Genomic DNA, 16045 nt, shown 5'->3' on the forward strand with positions numbered 1-16045 from the left:
CGGCGCAGGCTCAGTCCGGGCGCGGCGCCTCCTGCGCCAGCCGGATCGCCTGCTCGAATCGGGCGCGGGTGGAGGCTTCGAGGCGGGTGAGCTCGAACCGGGCGGCGATCTGGCGGACGAGATCGCCGCCCCAGCTTCCGTCCCGGATCTCCCGCGCCAGCCCCGCGAGCTCGCACAGCGGAATGTCCCCGTGGTTGCGGGCCTCGCCCGCCGCCCCCCGATAGGCGATGATCTCCGCCGGCGCGCGCGCCTCCGGCCAGACGACGCGGCGCTCGCCTTCCTCCACCTGCGCATGGTCGGCGGAGATCGCCGCCAGCACCGCGTCGCGGATGCGGCTGCCGGTGCGGCCGAACCCGTGCGCCCGGGCGACGAGACGCACGAGCACGTCGTCATAGAGCGGGGCCTCCGCCGCCAGCGCCTGACGGACGAAGGCCCGCAGCGTCTCCTGATAGTCCGGGTCGTAGAACCGGGCGGCGTCGAGCGCGACCACAGGCGCTGGGGCCTCGGCCCGCTCCGGCTCGGGGTCGGGACGCTCGGCAGGGGCCGGCACGCTCCGTTCCGCATAGAGGACGGCGGGACCGGCGTCGTCACGGGCCGGATCGACTTCCTCGGGCGGCGCGTCGTCCGATGGGGCCGGGACGGCCTCGGAGGCGTCCGAACCGGGATCGGCCGGCGGTTCGTGCGCGGAGGCGTCGTCCGCGGCGTCCAGCAGCGGATCGGGCGTCTGGGACGTCTCCGCCTCGCCTGCGGCGTTGGCCCGATCGGCTTCGAGATCGGCGCGGAGCCGGGCGTCCAGAACGTCGAGGGCCTCCGGGGCGTTCGACCACCAGTCCCGGCTCCAGACCCGGCGGATGCGCCAGCCGAGGCTCGTGAGCACCATTTCGCGCAGCCGGTCCCGGTCCCGGGCGGTGGCGGACGAGTGATAGGTCGCGCCGTCGCATTCGACGCCCGCCAGATAAAGCCCCGGCTTGTCGGGATGCACCACGCCAAGGTCGATCCGGAAGCCGGACACGCCGACCTGGGGGTGCGCGGTCCAGCCCCGGGCCTCCAGGGCGGTCTGAACCGCGGCCTCGAACGGCGATTCGGTCTCGCCGCCGGTGGGCGCGAAGGCCTCCGCGATCGCCCGGGCGCCCCGGTCGGCGAATTCGAGGAAATGTTTGAAGTCGCGCACGCCGCGGGCGCCGGAGGTCCCGAGGTCGATCTCCTCCGGCCGGATGGAGGCGTAGACCAGCAGGGCCTCCCGCGCGCGGGTGATGGCGACGTTCAGCCGGCGATGGCCGCCCTCCTTGTTGAGGGACGAGACGGTGGAGGAGACCCTTCCGGCCGGGTCGCGCCCTACGGCGATCGAGAACACGATGATGTCGCGCTCGTCGCCCTGCACGTTCTCAAGGTTCTTCACGAACACCGGCTCGCGCCACTGGGTCCGGTCGAAGAACCGCTCCAGCTCCGGGTCGGCGCGCCGGGCCTCGTCCAGGAGAGTCTCGATCAGCCGCTGCTGCTCGCCGTTGAAGGTGACGACGCCGAGCGAGCGCCGCCGGGCGGCGAAAGACGGATCCTTCAGCGTCGCGACGACGTCCGCGACGAGCCGGCGCGCCTCCTGCCGGTTCACCCGCGCCTTGCCGCGCTCGTAGACGCCGTCGGGCACATGGATCAGCCGCACCGCGCGATCCTCGGTGACCGGCGAAGGAAAGGTCACCAGCCGGCCGTCGTAGTAGTGGGCGTTCGAGAAGGCGATCAGGCTTTCGTGCCGGCTGCGATAGTGCCAGTCCAGCCGCCGTTTGGGCACGTTGGCGGCGAGGCATTCGTCGAGGATGGACTCCTGGTCGGCGACGTCCGATCCGTCCTCGATGTCGTCCACGCCCCGGTCGCCCACATTGGTCGGCGGAAGCTGCTGCGGGTCGCCGACGATGACCGCCTGCCGGCCGCGCGCGATGGCGCCGATCGCGTCCCAGGGGGAGATCTGCGAGGCCTCGTCGAAGATCACCACGTCGAACGGGTCGCGCTCCGCGGGCAGATACTGGGCGATCGAGAGCGGGCTCATCATGACGCAGGGCGTGAGGCGGGTGAGCGCGTTCGGCATCTTCGCGAACAGCTGGCGCAGCCGGCCCCGCCGCGCGCCCTTCTGGGACGCGAGCTCGCGGGCGAGCGCGCCCCATTCCGGGTCCGATCCGAAGGCGCTCGGGGCCGGGACGCCGCCCCCCAGCCGCCGGCGCACCACCGCCTTGGACAGGTGCGCGACCCGCAGGTCGGCCGCCTGGAAGCGGCGGATGGCGTCCTCGTGCCGCTCCACCATGAAGCCGCGCAGCACCGGGTCCTCCGTGACCACATGGTCGGTCCACCAGCGCGCATAGGCGCTCTCGAACGCCTCCTCGATCCCGCGCGGGCCGATGGCGCCGCTCTCGAGCGCATCCACCAGCGGGCCGAGTCCCAGCTCGGCCGCCTGCGCCGCGCGCCGGCGCCACGCGCACCATTTGTCGGCGCGGTGCAGACCGGAGGTCCACCGCCCGAGAACGGCGAGCGCGCCTTCGATCCAGTCGCCGCCGCCCGCAAGCGGCGCGGCGGCGGGCCGCGCCGCGAGCTCGCCCAGCGCCGCGGAGGTCTCCGACGTCCGCATCCAGTCCGCCTTGAACGTCTCGTAGAGCGCGGAGGCCGTGGGATCGGCGGCGAGCCGGACCGCGGCGGCGGCGACGGCCTCCCGCGCGGATTCATAGCCGCCGAAATGAACCGCCACCGCCTTGAGCACGTCCCGCAGCTTCTCGGCCCACGCGATCGCGGGGGCGAAGTCGCTCGCGGGCGTCTCCGCATCCGCCAGCCGGTTGGAGAAGACCGCGAGCCGCTCCGCGCCCGCCGCGCCGGCCCGGAGGAAGCGCCTCGTCTCGATCAGCGCCGCGATGTCGGGTCCGAGGTTCTCGGGCGCCGGCCCCTCCGCGTAGGGCTCGAGCTTGAGGCGGACCTTGGCGATGCGGGAGCCGCGCAGCAGGAAGTTCGACGCTTGCGCCTGCGCCCATTCGTTCTGCAGCGCGACCAGATCGAGCTCGAACGCCGCCGGCCGGTAGGGCACGCTGACGCGCGCCATGCGGTCTTCGACGCCGTCGTGATAGCGCCGCCGCGCCTCGATCGCCTCCTTGATGTCCTGGGCGTCGGGGCCGAGCAGCTTCACGCCGTCCCGGGCCTCCGGCCGGGACAGGAGCGCGCCGAGCACCACGAGGCCCCGCATCGCGGCCTGGGCGCCGTTCAGCCGCTCGAGGCCGGACGCCTGCGCATAGGCGCGCGCGGAGGCCGCGAGACGCGGCAGGACCTCGGCGAGCGCGTCCATGGCGCGGGTCATCTCCGTCCGCCACAGCGGCGACCATTCCGCCGGTCCGACGCCTTCGAGCGGATGGCCGGCGATCGGCCCGGTCGCTTCGAGCAGGGTGCGCAGCTCCCGGCAGGCGGAGCGCAGCGCGGCGAGCGTCTGCGGCGTGTGGTCGTGATGCGACGGCCAGGACAGCGCGATCCCGGCCCCGCCCGGCATGGCCCGCCCGAAGGCTTCGTAGGCGGTCATCCCGTTCTCGCGTCTGCGGTGCAGCGCGCGCACGAGGCCGTTCAGTTCGTCGCGCAGGGCCGCGAGCTCCGCCGTGGCCTGCGGCCACTCGTCGACCGCCGGGGCGGCGCGTTCGTGCCAGGCCGTCTTCAACTGCGCGAGGACGCTGGATTTCTGCGCCTTGGTGGAATGGACCTCCAGGCAGTACTCGCCGAGCCCGATGTCCTTCAGCCGCTGCTGCACGACCTCGAGCGCCGCCGTCTTCTGCGAGACGAACAGCACCGTTTTTCCGTTCGCGAGGCACTGCGCGATCATGTTCGCGATGGTCTGGCTCTTGCCTGCGCCCGGCGGTCCGAACAGGACGAAGTCCTTGCCGTCGGCGGCGGCCAGAACCGCGGAGAGCTGGGAGGAGTCCGCCGAAAGCGGCGCGAAGATCTGGTCGGGAGCGAAGTCCCGGTCCAGATCGGTCGGCTCCGGGAAGCGCCAGCCGTCGCCGTAGGAGTGGGTCGGCGTGTCGATCAGGTGGCGGACCAGCGGGCTGCGCTTCAGCAGGTCGGCCCGATCGACCAGATCCTTCCACATCAGAAACTTGGTGAAGGAGAACGCCGCCAGCGCCACGTCGCCGTCGGTGACCTCCCAGCCCTCACGGTCGCGCACATGGGCGCGGGCGATGCGGAACACCCGCTCCACGTCGATGCCCGCCTGGTCGACCGGCAGATCCCCTTCCAGCTCCGGCATGCGCACGTTGAAATCGGCGCTCAGCATCTCCAGCAGCGTCGGGTTGATCCGCGCCTCCTCGTCGAGAAAGGCGAGGCGGAAGCCGGCCCGGACGCTGGAGCGGGTCAACGCCGCCGGGATGAGCAGCAGCGGCGCCCGGCAGACGGCCGCGCCGCCCCGTTTGGGGCGCCAGCGCAGGGAGCCGACCGAGAGGAACAGGACGTTGGCGCCGCCCTCTTCGAAGGCGTTGCGCGACAGCCGGAACAGTTCGAGCAGCCGGTCATCCAGTTCGCCGGGGGTCAGGGTGGCGTGGATCTCCCCCCGCGCCTGCGCCTCCATCAGGTAGCGCCGGCGTCCGTCTTCGTTGCGCTCGCGCGCGAAGACGTCGGGATCGCGGGCGTCGCCGCCGTCGAGAACATCCGTGCGGGGCAGAATCTTGAACGCCTTGCCGCCGGAGAGCGCGTCCTCCAGCGCGCCCACGTCGGCGCATTCCAGCTCGATCGCGGCCTTACCGGGCTTGAAGTTCAGCAGCTTGTTGCGCAGCGTCAGGTCGAGCAGCTTGCGCTTCCACACCTCAAGCCGGTCGCCGGACCGCTGCGCCTCCTCCGCCGGCGCCAGGGTCTCCACGAAGACCGGGGGCGCCTCGAGCGCGAGCTTCAGCGGCTCGACCTGGGTCGGCGCGATCTGGGGCTGGACGCCGTCCAGAAGGTCCATCGGCCGGATGCCGCGCAGGCGGGCGCGCCTCAGGTCGATCGCGACCTCGAGCCCGCGCTCGGCGTCGTCGTCCACCTGCTCGGCGCCGTTCTTCACGGCCTGCGCGAAGGTCGCCGGCGGATCGCTGGTGAGCAGCGTCGACTCGATGAAGATCAGCTCCTCGAGATCGCGCCGCTTCCGGAGCGCCTGCATGTCGTCGACGACGACGGAGGGCAGCTCCTCCTTCGTGAGCCAGAGGCCGACGAAGGCGTGCCCCCTGGTCAGCACGAGAATCGGATTGAGGCCCGCCTGCTCCAGCGCCGCGGCCAGCAGGGCGGTCAGGTCGAGGCAGGTGCCGACCCGGCGGTCGAGGATGTCGCCCGGGCCGCGCACCTTCTGGCCGTACCGCTCGAAACTGGCGGGCGGAAGCACATAGGTCACGCGCCGGTCGGCCACCGCCGCCCAGATGGCTTCGGCCATTTCCCAGACGCGGGCCTTCCGTCCGCCGGCGTAGCCGTCGAACGCCGTCTGCCGGCCCGCCGCGGAAAGCTTCGCCGCGGCGTCGCTCAGGACGACGTCGATGGCGGGATCGTTCGGCCGCACGAAGGCGGCGAGCAGTTCGGGCGCGCCGACGCCACCCCAGTGCGACGGCGGCAGCAGCTTCAGGTCGAGCGCCTTTTCGGCGACCGCCGTCCCCGCCGCCGTCGCCGTGATCGTCAGCGTCATGCGGGCGGCTTCGGTCGCCGCCGCGAGCACGGAGGCGTCCAGCCGCACGTCGGGCGTCGTCACGTGGTGGCGGCTGCTGGCGGCGATCCGTTCGATGCGGATCGTCGTGGGACACAGGGCGGCGGGCTCGCTGGCGATGGCGATCGCGACGTCTTCCAGGTCGGTCTCGCCGTCGTTGGCGATCGCCAGTTCGCGTATGAGGGGGACGGCGTTCTGGTGATACGCCATGCCGATGTTCTCGGCGGCCGAACACGCGATCTGAACCTTATTGTCCGACACCGACGCGCTCCCCCTCGTGCACGACCGAAGCCGAAAACTAGGCGCGCGCGTCTGGGTTGAGCAACCGCAATCGCATCCGCGTAAGGCGCATAGGGCCGATGGTCTCAGGCCGGCGGAGGCGCCTGCGCCACGAAGGCGCGGGCGATGTCGATGCGCCGGGCGAGCCAGACGCGGTCGTGGCGCTGCACGTGGTCGACGAAGCGGGCCAGCGCGCCGATGCGGCCGGGGCGCCCGATCAGGCGGCAGTGCAGGCCGATGGACATCATCCGCGGGGTGGCCGCGCCCTCCGCGTAGAGCGCGTCGAAGCTGTCGCGCAGGTAATGGAAGAAGTCGTCGCCGGTGTTGAAGCCCTGCGGCGTGGCGAAACGCATGTCGTTGGCGTCGAGCGTGTAGGGCATGACCAGATGCGGCCGGCCGGCGACCCGGCTCCAGAACGGCAGGTCGTCGCTGTAGTCGTCGGCGTCGTAGACGAAGCCGCCGTCCTCCGCCACGAGGCGGCGGGTGTTCTCGCTGGTGCGGCCCGTGTACCAGCCGAGCGGGCGCGCGCCCGTGATCCGGGTCTGGATCTCGATCGCCCTTGCCATGTGCTCGCGCTCCACGTCCTCCGCCACGCCGTGATAGTTGATCCAGCGGTAGCCGTGGGAGCAGATCTCGTGGCCGTCCTTGAGCGCGATCTCCGCCACGCGCGGGTTGCGCTGAAGCGCCATGGCGACGGCGAACAGGGTGATGGGAACGCCGCGCTCCCGGAACAGCGACAGGATGCGCCACACCCCGATCCGTGAGCCGTATTCGTAGAGCGACTCCATGCTCATGTGCCGCGCGCCCACATAGGGCAGGGCGCCGACGATCTCGGACAGGAAGGTCTCCGAGGCCGGATCGCCGTGCAGCACGGCGTTTTCGCCGCCCTCCTCGTAGTTCAGCACGAACTGCACCGCGACGCGGGCCCCGCCCGGCCAGACGAGCCGCGGCGCGTCCGGCCCGTAGCCGATCATGTCGCGGGGATAGGAGCCGGCTGCGGAGGTCATGCGCGAATCCCTCGACGTTAAGGCGCTGCGGCCATGCTACGCCCCTCCACGCGGCGCCGTCGCCCTCCGGACCTTGACGGACCGCCGCGCCGGGGCGCCGGATGGGGCTGCGACCGTTCCCCTCCGAGACCGAACCGATGCATCGCGATCCCGCCGTTCCCGACTTCGTCTACGACTACGTCAACCTCGCCTCGCCCCTGCTGGGCTCCGAAGCGGTGGCCGCGTCGGACGACTTCTTCGCGGACAAGGCCCGCATCCTGCAGGACCAGCCGGCCACGTTCCTGCCGGGGGTGTTCGACGAGCACGGCAAGTGGATGGACGGCTGGGAGACGCGCCGCCGGCGCGGCGGCGGCAACGACTGGCTGCTGATCCGGCTCGGCGTGCCGGGCGTGGTGAAGGGCGTCGACATCGACACCTCCCACTTCACCGGCAATTACCCGCCCGGCGCCATGCTGGAGGGCCTGTTCAGCGAGACGCCGCCCGACCCCGCCGGCCGCTGGCGGCCGCTGGTGCGCACCACGCCGCTCGGGCCGAGCGCCCACCACTACGCCGCGGTCTCCGATCCCGAGCCGGTCAACTGGCTCAAGCTCTCCATCTTCCCCGACGGCGGCGTCGCGCGGCTGCGGGTCCATGGCGCGCCGGTCCGGGCGTGGACCGAGGCCGAAACGGCGGGCGAGGTCGAGCTGTCGGCGGCGAGGAACGGCGGCCGGATCATCGCCTACAACGACGCCCATTACGGCGACGTGCTGCGCCTGCTGGCCGAGGGCCGCGGGACCAACATGGGCGACGGCTGGGAGACGCGCCGGCGGCGCGAACCCGGCAACGACTGGATCATCGTCGCGCTGGCCGCCCCCGGAATCGTGGAGCGGATCGAGGTCGACACCGCGCATTTCAAGGGCAATTTCCCGGACCGCTGCTCGCTTCAGGCCGCGCTTGTGGAGCAGGCGGCCCCGCAGGCGCTCGTCGCCCAGTCCATGTTCTGGCCGCAGCTTCTGGGCGAGAAGGCGCTCGAGGCGGACGCGATCCACGGCTTCGCGGGCGCCGACCTCGCAGCGCTCGGGCCGGTGAGCCATGTGCGCTTCAACATCTTCCCCGACGGCGGCGTGTCGCGCCTGCGCCTGTTCGGCCGGCTGGCGTGAGCGTCCGCCCGCTGCGGCCCGAGCCGCTGACCAGGGCCGCCTTCGCGTCGTTCGGCCAGGTGATCGAGGCCGAGGGCGCCGAGACCCGCGTCGTCAACGGCGGCCACGCGCTGCGCCGCCACGCGCTGGCGGCCGTGGAGCCGGGGCCGGACGGCCGGGTCATCCTGTCGATCTTCGAGGCGACGCCGCGCCCGCTTCCGCTGGTGATCCACATGCTGGAGCGCCACCCGCTGGCCAGCCAGGCCTTCATGCCGCTCTCCGACCGGGACTGGCTGGTGGTGGTCGGCGAAGGGGACGCCGCGCCGGACCCGGCGACCCTGCGCTGCTTCCGCGCGACCGGCCGACAGGGCGTCAACTACCGCCCCGGCTGCTGGCACTTTCCCGTGCTGGTTCTCGGCGAGCGGCAGGACTTCCTGGTGGCGGACCGGGACGGGCCGGGCGCCAATCTGGACGAGGCGTTCTTCGAGGCCGTCACGATCGCGCTGTGACGGCGGGCCGGCGTTCCGGAGCTTAAGTCAGGCGGCCGCCGCCGAGCGGGCGCTGCGGCGCACCGCCTGGGGCGGCTGGCCGATGGTGCGCAGGAAGGCGCGCCGCATGCGGTCGGGATCGGCGAAGCCCGTTTCGCGCGCGATCGCGTCGTTGGGCAGGCGGCCCTCCTCGATCAGCCGCCGCGCCGCCTCCACCCGCAGGGTCTCGATCGCCTTGGCCGGCGACTGCCCGGTCTCCGCGCGGAACGCCCGGCTGAACTGGCGCGGGCTGAGGCTCGCGGCCTCCGCCAGCCGCTCGACGGTGAGCTCCAGCCGCAGGTTCTCCCGCGCGAAGGCCAGCGCGCGCTGGATGCGGTCCGACGACGGCCGCATCTCCAGCATCGCCGAATACTGCGACTGCCCGCCGGTCCTGAGGTGGTACATCACCATGCGCCTGGCGATGTCGCGCGCCACGTCCGGGCCGAGGTCCGCCTCGACGATGGCGAGGGCCAGGTCGATGCAGGCGGTCATGCCGGCCGAGGTCCAGACGCCGCGGTCCTCGATGAAGATGCGGTCCTCCTCCACCCGGACGGCGGGGAAGCGGCGCTGCAGCTCCCGCGCCTTGGCCCAGTGCGTGGTCGCCCGCCGGCCGTCCAGCAGGCCGGCCTCGGCCGCCACGAAGGCCCCGGTGCAGATGGCCGCCACGCGGCGGCTGACCGCCGCCGCGTGGCGCACGAAGGCGACGAGGCCGGGGGAGTCCTCGAACACGGCGCTGGTTCCGCAGATGAACAGCGTGTCGAAATCCGCCGCGCCGAACGGCCGGCTGTCCACCGCCGCCCCGAAGGAGCTGGCGATCAGGCCGCCCCGCTCCGAGACGATCTCGATGGCGTAGGCCGGCATGCCCATGGCGTCGTTGGCGAGCTCGAACACGGTCCCGACCGCCAGGTCGAGCGCCTGGAAGCCGGGAAAGATGACGATGCCGATCCTGCGGGTCATGTCTGGAAACGCCGGAAAAATGACATTTGGGTCATTTTGCTACGCTTCTAAACTGCGGCGGTCAACCAGGGCGACGGAGGCGGAGCCATGGCGGACGCCGGCATGGGCGGACCTTGATGAAGGCCGCTTCTCCCGGCGCCGGCGCGCCTTCGATCTGAACCTCAGATGGAGGGAGCCATGTACGAGATCGACGTCAACGGCGAGAAGCGTCAGGCGGAGGTGGAGGCCGGCACGCCTCTCCTGTGGGTGCTGCGCGACACGCTCGGACTGACCGGCACGAAATACGGCTGCGGCATCGCCCAGTGCGGCGCCTGCACCGTCTGGGTGGACGGCGCCGCGATGCGCTCCTGCCAGTTCCCGGTCGAGGCCGTCGGCGAGGCCAAGATCGTCACCATCGAGGCGATCGAGCAGGACGAGGTCGGCCGCAAGGTGGTGGAGGCCTGGGTCGAGGCCCAGGTCCCGCAATGCGGCTACTGCCAGTCCGGCCAGGTGATGGCCGCGACCGCGCTGCTCAAGGAGATCCCGCAGCCGACCGACCAGGACATCGCCGACGCGATGACCAACCTCTGCCGCTGCGGCACCTACAACCACATCGCGAGCGCCGTCCGGCGCGCCGCGGCCTGAGCGGGGAGCGTCCGATGAACGACCTGTCCCCACTCGACGTCGCCTCCGCCGCGCCGCTGCTGCCGGCCCAAGGCGTCGCCAACCTGTCCCGGCGCGGCTTCCTTGGCGCGGCCGCCGGCGCTCTGGTGCTCGCGGTGGCCCTGCCGGGCCGCCGCGCGCTCGCCCAGGCCGAAGGGGCGGGGGCGATCGCGCCCAAGCCCGGCACGCGGGTGCCCGCCTTCCTCGAACTCCGTCCGGACGGTTCGGTGAAGCTGCTCAGCGCCTTCGTCGAGGGCGGGCAGGGCATCAACACCGCCATGGCCCAGATCGTGGGCGAGGAGCTGGACGTCGATCCGGCGCGCTTCGAGGTGGAGTGCGCCCCGCCCGGTCCCGACTACGCGCTGGTCAACGGCATGCGGATGACGGGCGGCAGCTTCTCGACCCGGTCGAGCTACGCCGCCATGCGCCGTCTCGGCGCGACGGCGCGCGAGATGCTGATCCGCGCCGCCGCCGCCCGGCTCAAGGTGCAGGACGGCGAGCTCTCCACCGAGGACGGCAAGGTGGTCCACGCCGCTTCCGGCCGCTCGCTCGGCTATGGCGAACTCGCCGCCGAGGCGCTGCTGCTGCAGCCGAAGGAGGACGTCGCGCTGCGCGATCCGTCGACCTTCCGCTACATCCGCAAACCGCTCGCCCGGCTCGACGTGCGCGACAAGTCCACTGGCCGCGCGATCTACGCCATCGACCAGAAGGTCGAGGGCATGCTCTACGCCGCCGTGACCCATGCGCCGGTGTTCGGCACGGAGCCTGAAGCGCTCGACAACGAGGCCGAGGTCAAGGCCATGCCGGGCGTGCATTCGGTGCACCGGCTGCCCAACGCCGTGGCGGTCGCGGCCGACAGCTGGTGGCGGGCGCGGCAGGCGGTCGAGGCGCTGAAGACGCGCTGGTCGGAGCCGCCCAAGGACGGGCTCGACGCCATGTCGTCCAGCTTCTCGTCCGAGGGGCTGCTGTCGACGCTGAAGGCCGCCTCCGCCAAAGGCCTGCCGTCCGAGACCGAGGGCGACGCCGACGCCGCCTTCGCCAAGGCCGCCAAGGTGATCGAGGCGGAGTACGACGCGCCCTATCTCGCCCACGCCCAGCTGGAGCCGCCGTCGAGCATCGCGCGCTTCAACCCCGACGGGACGCTGGACCTCTGGGTCCCGAACCAGATGCCGGAGCTGTTCCAGACGCTCGCCGCCAAGGTCGCCGATCTCGCGCCGGAGAAGGTGATCATCCACTCGCCCATGCTGGGCGGCTTCTTCGGCCGGCACTTCGCCTACGGGCCCGCGAACCCCTACCCGCAGGCGATCCTGCTGGCCAAGGCGACCGGAAAGCCTGTGAAGGTGCTGTGGTCGCGGGAGGAGGAGTTCCTGAACGACGCGGTGCGGCCGCTGAGCTTCAGCCGCTTCCGCGCCGCGCTCGACGCGTCGGGCCAGCCCACCGCGATCGAGGTCAAGACCGTGGGCGAAGGCCCGACCGCGCGCTGGTTCGGCGCCATCCTGAAGACGCCGGTGGACTCCTCCGCCGTGGAGGGCATCGTCGAGAAGCCCTACGCCATCCCGAACCGGAAGATGGAGTTCCTGAAGATCGCCCATCCGGTGAACATCGCCTTCTGGCGGTCGGTCGGGCATTCCATGAACGACTTCTTCTACGAGAGCTTCTTCGACGAGATCGCCGAAGCCGGAGGGAAGGATCCGTTCGAGCTGCGCATGGCGCTGCTGAAGGACAAGCCGCGCCACCTGAACCTGCTGAAGGCGGTGGCGGAGCTGTCCGGCGGCTGGAAGCGCGGGCCTTACGACGCGGAGGGCGGCAAGCGCGCCCGCGGCGTCGCCATGGCGTCGCCCTTCGGCTCGGAGACGGCCACCATCGCGGAAGCGTCGCTCGTGGACGGCGAAGCCAAGGTGCACCGGCTCTGGATCGCCATCGACCCGGGCTCCATCGTCAATCCGGCGATCGTGAAGGCGCAGGTGGAGTCCGCGGCGGCGCTCGGCCTGTCCTCCGCGCTGTTCGAGCAGGTGGTCTACAAGGACGGCGTGCGGCAGGCGAAGAACTACGACGGCTACCGCATCCTCGCCCGCGACCACATGCCGGAGGTGCACGTGGCGATCGTGGAGAGCGGCGAGCCCATGGGCGGCGTCGGCGAACCGGGCCTGCCGGGCGTGCCGCCCGCGGTCGCGAACGCCCTGGCCGCGCTCAGCGGACAGCGGGTGCGCAGCCTGCCGATCGCCAACACCAAGCTGTCGGGCGCGTAAGGCCCGATCGGAGCGGGCCCCCGAAAACGCCGCCGCATCTCCTGCGGCGGCGTGACGCCTCACCAGCCGCGGTCCCATTCCGGTTCGCCGCGATAGCGCAGGGCGAGGAAGTCGACCAGCGCGCGGACCTTCAGCGCCAGATGGCGCGCCGGCGGGTAGAGCGCGTGGACGGCGAGCGGCGGCTCCTCCATGTCCGGAAACAGCCGCTTCAACCGCCCCTCCCGGATCAGCGGACCGGCGATGAAGCTCGGCGCGCGGGCGACGCCGAGGCCGGCCTGCGCCGCGGCGAGGCAGGTCTCGCCGTTGGAGAAGTTCAGCCGGCCCGTGACCGTCACCGCGCGCGGCTCCTGCGCCCCGGCCGGCCGGAAGGTCCACCGGCCCGGATCGCGGAAATTGGTGTCGACGATGCAGTCATGGTCGGCGAGGGCTTCGGGCGAGGCCGGCGCCCCCTTGCGCGCGATGTAGTCGGGCGACGCCACCACCACGATCCGCGCGTCGCACAGCTTGCGGGCGATCAGGCTGCTGTCCTGCGGCCGGCCGATGCGGATGGCGACGTCGAAGCCCTCGTCGACCACGCTCACCACCCGGTCGGAAAAGCTGACGTCGAGCTGGATGTCCGGGAAGGCGGCCGCGAAGTCCAGCAGTTCCGGCGTCAGGCGGAGCGTGCCGAACGACACCGGCGCGGTGACGCGCAGCCGCCCCGCCGGCGCGCCGGACGCGTTGCGCACCGAGGCGTCGAGGCTGTCGAACTCTTCGATCAGCGTCTTCATGCGCTCGTAATAGGCCTGCCCCACCTCGGTCGGCGCCAGCGCGCGGGTGGTGCGCTTGAGGAGCTGCACGCCGAGGTCCGTCTCGAGCCGGGAGACCAGCTTCGAGGCCTGGCCGCTGCTGACGCCGAGCCGTTGGGCGGCGGCGGCGAAGCTGCCCGTGTCCACCACGGTGACGAACATGCGGTCGCAGTCGAGACGGTCCATGGGCTGCGGCGTCCTGCGGAGGGGCCAGAGCGGCGAGCGGCCCGGCTCCTCGTCCTTACGGGAAACGGAGCCGGCTGCCATCCGGCCGCGCGTCACGCCGCGGCGCCGGCCAGCGCCTCGGCGAGGACGTCGGTCGCCAGCGCGGCGCCTTCCGGCGAGATCGCATGGCCGAGGCGGGGAAGCGTGCGGCGGCGCACGTCCGCGCCCGCGCGGCGCAAGGCGGTCTCGGCCTTTTCCGACTCCCCGACCGGCATCACCGGATCGGCGTCGCCGTGGATCAGCAGCGTGCGCGTCTCCGGCGCGGGCGTCAGCGGCTCCGGGGACGCGAGGCGCCCGGAGAAGGCGACGATCGCGCCGACCGGCCAGCGGCCGGAGGCGAGCGCGTCGAGCGCCATGATCGAGCCTTGCGAAAACCCCACCAGCGCCACCCGCCGGAGGGAGCCCGCCAGACCATGCCCCTCCACGAGGCCCTGCACCGTCTGGTCGAACGCCGCCCGGGCAGCCCGAACCCGCTCCGGGCGGTTGGCCTCGGTGACGCCGCGCACGCTGAACCATTGCCGTCCGGCGCCGCCCTGGTCGAAGGCGAAAGGCGCGTCCGGGCTTGCGAACGCGGCGCCGGGCAGGCGCGGGCCGAGGGCGCCGGCGAGGCCGGCGAGATCCGCGCCCCGGCTTCCGACGCCGTGCAGGAGGATGACCAGCGCGGTCATGCGCGCGTCTCCGCCTGGGCGGCGGTCGCCGCGGGCGACGCCACCGGCGCGAGACCGGGAAGGTCGGGGCCGACGGGGACGATGCCGTTCGGGTTGAGCGCCTTGATGGAGTAATAGCCGCGCTTGATGTGGTCGATGCTGACCGTGCCGCGCACGCCCGGAACGTCGAGAACCCGGTTCAGATAGGCGCTCAGCGCCGGATAGTCGGCGAGGCGGCGCAGGTTGCACTTGAACAGGCCATGGTAGGCCGCGTCGAAGCGCACGAGGGTGACGAACAGGCGGATGTCCGCTTCCGTGAAGCCGGCGCCGAACAGGAAGGGGCCGGCGCCCGACAGCCGCTGCTCAAGCTCGTCCAGCATGGCGAACACGTCGGCGAAGGCGTCTTCGTAGGCCTCCTGCGTCGTCGCGAAGCCGGCCCGGTACACGCCGTTGTTCAGGCGCGGGTAGATGCGGGCGTTGAGCGCGTCGATCCCGGCGCGCAGCGGCTCCGGGTAGAGGTCGACGGCGCCGTTCGCCAGATCGCCGAACCCGGAGTTGAACATGCGCACGATCTCGGCCGACTCGTTGCTGACGATCGTGCCCCGGCTCCGGTCCCACAGCACGGGCACGGTCGCCCGTCCGGTGTAGTGCGGGTCCGCGCGGGTGTAGAGCTCGTGCAGGTAGGCGGCGCCGTTGACGGCGTCCCGGTCCGAGCCGGGATAGTCGCCGAAGCGCCAGCCCTGATCGGTCAGCGCCGGCTCCACCACCGACACCGACACCGCCGTCTCCAGCCCCTTGAGCTTGCGGGCGATCAGCGTCCGCGACGCCCAGGGGCAGATGAGCGCCACATAGAGATGATAGCGCCCGGCTTCCGCCGTGAAGCCGGGCTCGCCGCTCGGGCCGGCGGCGCCGTCGGGCGTCACCCAGCTCCGGAAGCCGGACGCCTGCCGGACGAAGCCGCCCTTCGCGTCGCTGGCCTGCACCGGCTGCCAGTCCGCGCTCCATTTGCCGTCGACGAGCATGGTTTCTTCCCTGTGTGTTTAGCGCGCGATGACCGCGAGCGAGGTGCCCCACGGGTCGGTCAGGCTGAACGGGGCGTCGGCGCCGTCCGTCACGCCGGCCCGCTCGCGGATGAGGGCCGCCCGCGGGGCGTCCAGCCGCAGCTCGACCTCGGCGAGACCCGTCGAGGGGTAAGAGCGGACGGCCGCGCCGCGGCTGTTCCAGATGTTGGTGGCGATGTGATGGTGGTAGCCGTCCGCCGCGTAGAACGTGCCGCCCGGATAGCGGCAGGTGACGTCGAGGCCGAGCGTTCCGGCGTAGAACGCCTCCGCCGGAGCGATGGCGCCCACCTGCAGATGCACATGGCCGACGGTCGAGCCCTCGGGGAAGCCGGCCCAGGCCGCGCCGCCGGCCTGCGCCAGCAGAGCCGGGAGGTCGAGCGGATCGCTCGGCATCTCCACCCGTCCGTCGCGCCGCCTCCATTCGGATTCTGGCCGGTCCGCGTAGATTTCGACGCCGTTTCCCTCCGGGTCCGCGAGATAGAGCGCCTCGCTGACGCCGTGGTCCGAGGCGCCCACCACCGGCGTTCCGTCGCTGATCGCATGCTGGACCCAGCGGGCGAGCGCCGGACGCGACGGCAGCAGGAAGGCGGTGTGGAACAGGCCGGCTTCACGCGGCGAGCGCCGCCGGGCGGCCGCGTCGCGTCTCAGTTCGAGCAGCACGGCGTCGCCGGCGCCGAGCTCCGCCGTCGCGGCGTCCCGGCGCAGGAGGTGGAGGCCCACCGCCCGCTCGTAGAACGCCGTGACGCGGTCGAGATCGTTGACGGTCAGCGCGACCCGGCCCATGGCGAGCCGGGGGCCCGTCGCGGCCGGCGGGACAGGCGCGCCGGCCGCGGTGGAGCTTCGATCGAGGAGATCGGGAGCGGACATG

The 16045-nt window shown here is 72.3% G+C and carries 11 protein-coding genes; 4 read left to right on the forward strand and 7 right to left on the reverse strand.

Features of this window, described 5'->3' with window-relative positions:
• Positions 1-10: 10 nt before the first annotated feature.
• Both proA and puuE read right to left on the reverse strand, forming a co-directional pair.
• Positions 11-5938, reverse strand: coding sequence for an anti-phage protein ProA (proA, locus tag PKE85_RS14710; RefSeq protein WP_271205516.1), 5928 nt, complete (start codon positions 5936-5938; stop codon positions 11-13).
• A gap of 104 nt (positions 5939-6042) precedes the next feature.
• The gene (gene puuE, locus PKE85_RS14715) at positions 6043-6963 is read right to left on the reverse strand and encodes an allantoinase PuuE (RefSeq protein ID WP_271205517.1); all 921 of its coding nucleotides are present in this window, start codon (positions 6961-6963) and stop codon (positions 6043-6045) included.
• Positions 6964-7100: 137 nt separating this feature from the next.
• On the opposite strand from puuE, the gene alc reads away from it, so the two are divergent.
• Positions 7101-8102 carry an allantoicase gene (alc, locus tag PKE85_RS14720; protein ID WP_271205518.1) on the forward strand — a complete coding sequence of 334 codons (1002 nt, stop codon included), beginning with the start codon at positions 7101-7103 and terminating at the stop codon, positions 8100-8102.
• Entirely contained in the window at positions 8099-8590 is a 492-nt protein-coding gene (locus tag PKE85_RS14725) for an ureidoglycolate lyase (RefSeq protein ID WP_271205519.1), read from the forward strand. Before alc ends, PKE85_RS14725 begins: the two co-directional genes overlap by 4 nt.
• Positions 8591-8617: 27 nt before the next feature.
• Here PKE85_RS14725 and PKE85_RS14730 read toward each other — a convergent pair whose 3' ends face one another.
• Positions 8618-9565 carry a GlxA family transcriptional regulator gene (locus tag PKE85_RS14730; RefSeq protein ID WP_271205520.1) on the reverse strand — a complete coding sequence of 316 codons (948 nt, stop codon included), beginning with the start codon at positions 9563-9565 and terminating at the stop codon, positions 8618-8620.
• Positions 9566-9742: 177 nt separating this feature from the next.
• On the opposite strand from PKE85_RS14730, the gene PKE85_RS14735 reads away from it, so the two are divergent.
• The gene (locus PKE85_RS14735) at positions 9743-10189 is read left to right on the forward strand and encodes a (2Fe-2S)-binding protein (RefSeq protein WP_271205521.1); all 447 of its coding nucleotides are present in this window, start codon (positions 9743-9745) and stop codon (positions 10187-10189) included.
• Between the two features lie 14 nt (positions 10190-10203).
• Positions 10204-12456, forward strand: coding sequence for a xanthine dehydrogenase family protein molybdopterin-binding subunit (locus PKE85_RS14740; RefSeq protein WP_271205522.1), 2253 nt, complete (start codon positions 10204-10206; stop codon positions 12454-12456).
• A 59-nt stretch (positions 12457-12515) separates the two neighbouring features.
• Here the strand turns inward: PKE85_RS14740 and PKE85_RS14745 are convergent, their stop codons facing one another.
• From PKE85_RS14745 to PKE85_RS14760, 4 genes are all read right to left on the reverse strand, one after another.
• The gene (locus PKE85_RS14745; RefSeq protein WP_271205523.1) at positions 12516-13430 is read right to left on the reverse strand and encodes a LysR family transcriptional regulator; all 915 of its coding nucleotides are present in this window, start codon (positions 13428-13430) and stop codon (positions 12516-12518) included.
• A 92-nt stretch (positions 13431-13522) separates the two neighbouring features.
• Positions 13523-14137 (reverse strand): alpha/beta hydrolase, encoded by a 615-nt coding sequence (locus tag PKE85_RS14750; protein ID WP_271205524.1) that lies wholly within the window; start codon positions 14135-14137, stop codon positions 13523-13525.
• Positions 14134-15138, reverse strand: coding sequence for a glutathione S-transferase family protein (locus PKE85_RS14755; protein WP_271205525.1), 1005 nt, complete (start codon positions 15136-15138; stop codon positions 14134-14136). The genes PKE85_RS14750 and PKE85_RS14755 overlap by 4 nt, the downstream gene beginning before the upstream one ends.
• A gap of 18 nt (positions 15139-15156) precedes the next feature.
• Positions 15157-16044 (reverse strand): VOC family protein, encoded by an 888-nt coding sequence (locus PKE85_RS14760; protein ID WP_271205526.1) that lies wholly within the window; start codon positions 16042-16044, stop codon positions 15157-15159.
• Between the last annotated feature and the right edge of the window lies 1 nt (position 16045).

Origin of the sequence: Methylopila jiangsuensis (genome assembly GCF_027922305.1) — a bacterium.
Taxonomy (GTDB): Bacteria; Pseudomonadota; Alphaproteobacteria; order Rhizobiales; family Methylopilaceae; genus Methylopila; species Methylopila jiangsuensis.

What these genes read in the sequence shown, in the direction of transcription:
- puuE (WP_271205517.1), bottom strand. Translation starts at nt 6,963, where the DNA reads ATGACCTCCGCAGCCGGCTCCTATCCCCGCGACATGATCGGCTACGGG.
- alc (WP_271205518.1), top strand. Translation starts at nt 7,101, where the DNA reads ATGCATCGCGATCCCGCCGTTCCCGACTTCGTCTACGACTACGTCAAC.
- PKE85_RS14730 (WP_271205520.1), bottom strand. Translation starts at nt 9,565, where the DNA reads ATGACCCGCAGGATCGGCATCGTCATCTTTCCCGGCTTCCAGGCGCTC.
- PKE85_RS14735 (WP_271205521.1), top strand. Translation starts at nt 9,743, where the DNA reads ATGTACGAGATCGACGTCAACGGCGAGAAGCGTCAGGCGGAGGTGGAG.
- PKE85_RS14740 (WP_271205522.1), top strand. Translation starts at nt 10,204, where the DNA reads ATGAACGACCTGTCCCCACTCGACGTCGCCTCCGCCGCGCCGCTGCTG.
- PKE85_RS14745 (WP_271205523.1), bottom strand. Translation starts at nt 13,430, where the DNA reads ATGGACCGTCTCGACTGCGACCGCATGTTCGTCACCGTGGTGGACACG.
- PKE85_RS14750 (WP_271205524.1), bottom strand. Translation starts at nt 14,137, where the DNA reads ATGACCGCGCTGGTCATCCTCCTGCACGGCGTCGGAAGCCGGGGCGCG.
- PKE85_RS14755 (WP_271205525.1), bottom strand. Translation starts at nt 15,138, where the DNA reads ATGCTCGTCGACGGCAAATGGAGCGCGGACTGGCAGCCGGTGCAGGCC.
- PKE85_RS14760 (WP_271205526.1), bottom strand. Translation starts at nt 16,044, where the DNA reads ATGTCCGCTCCCGATCTCCTCGATCGAAGCTCCACCGCGGCCGGCGCG.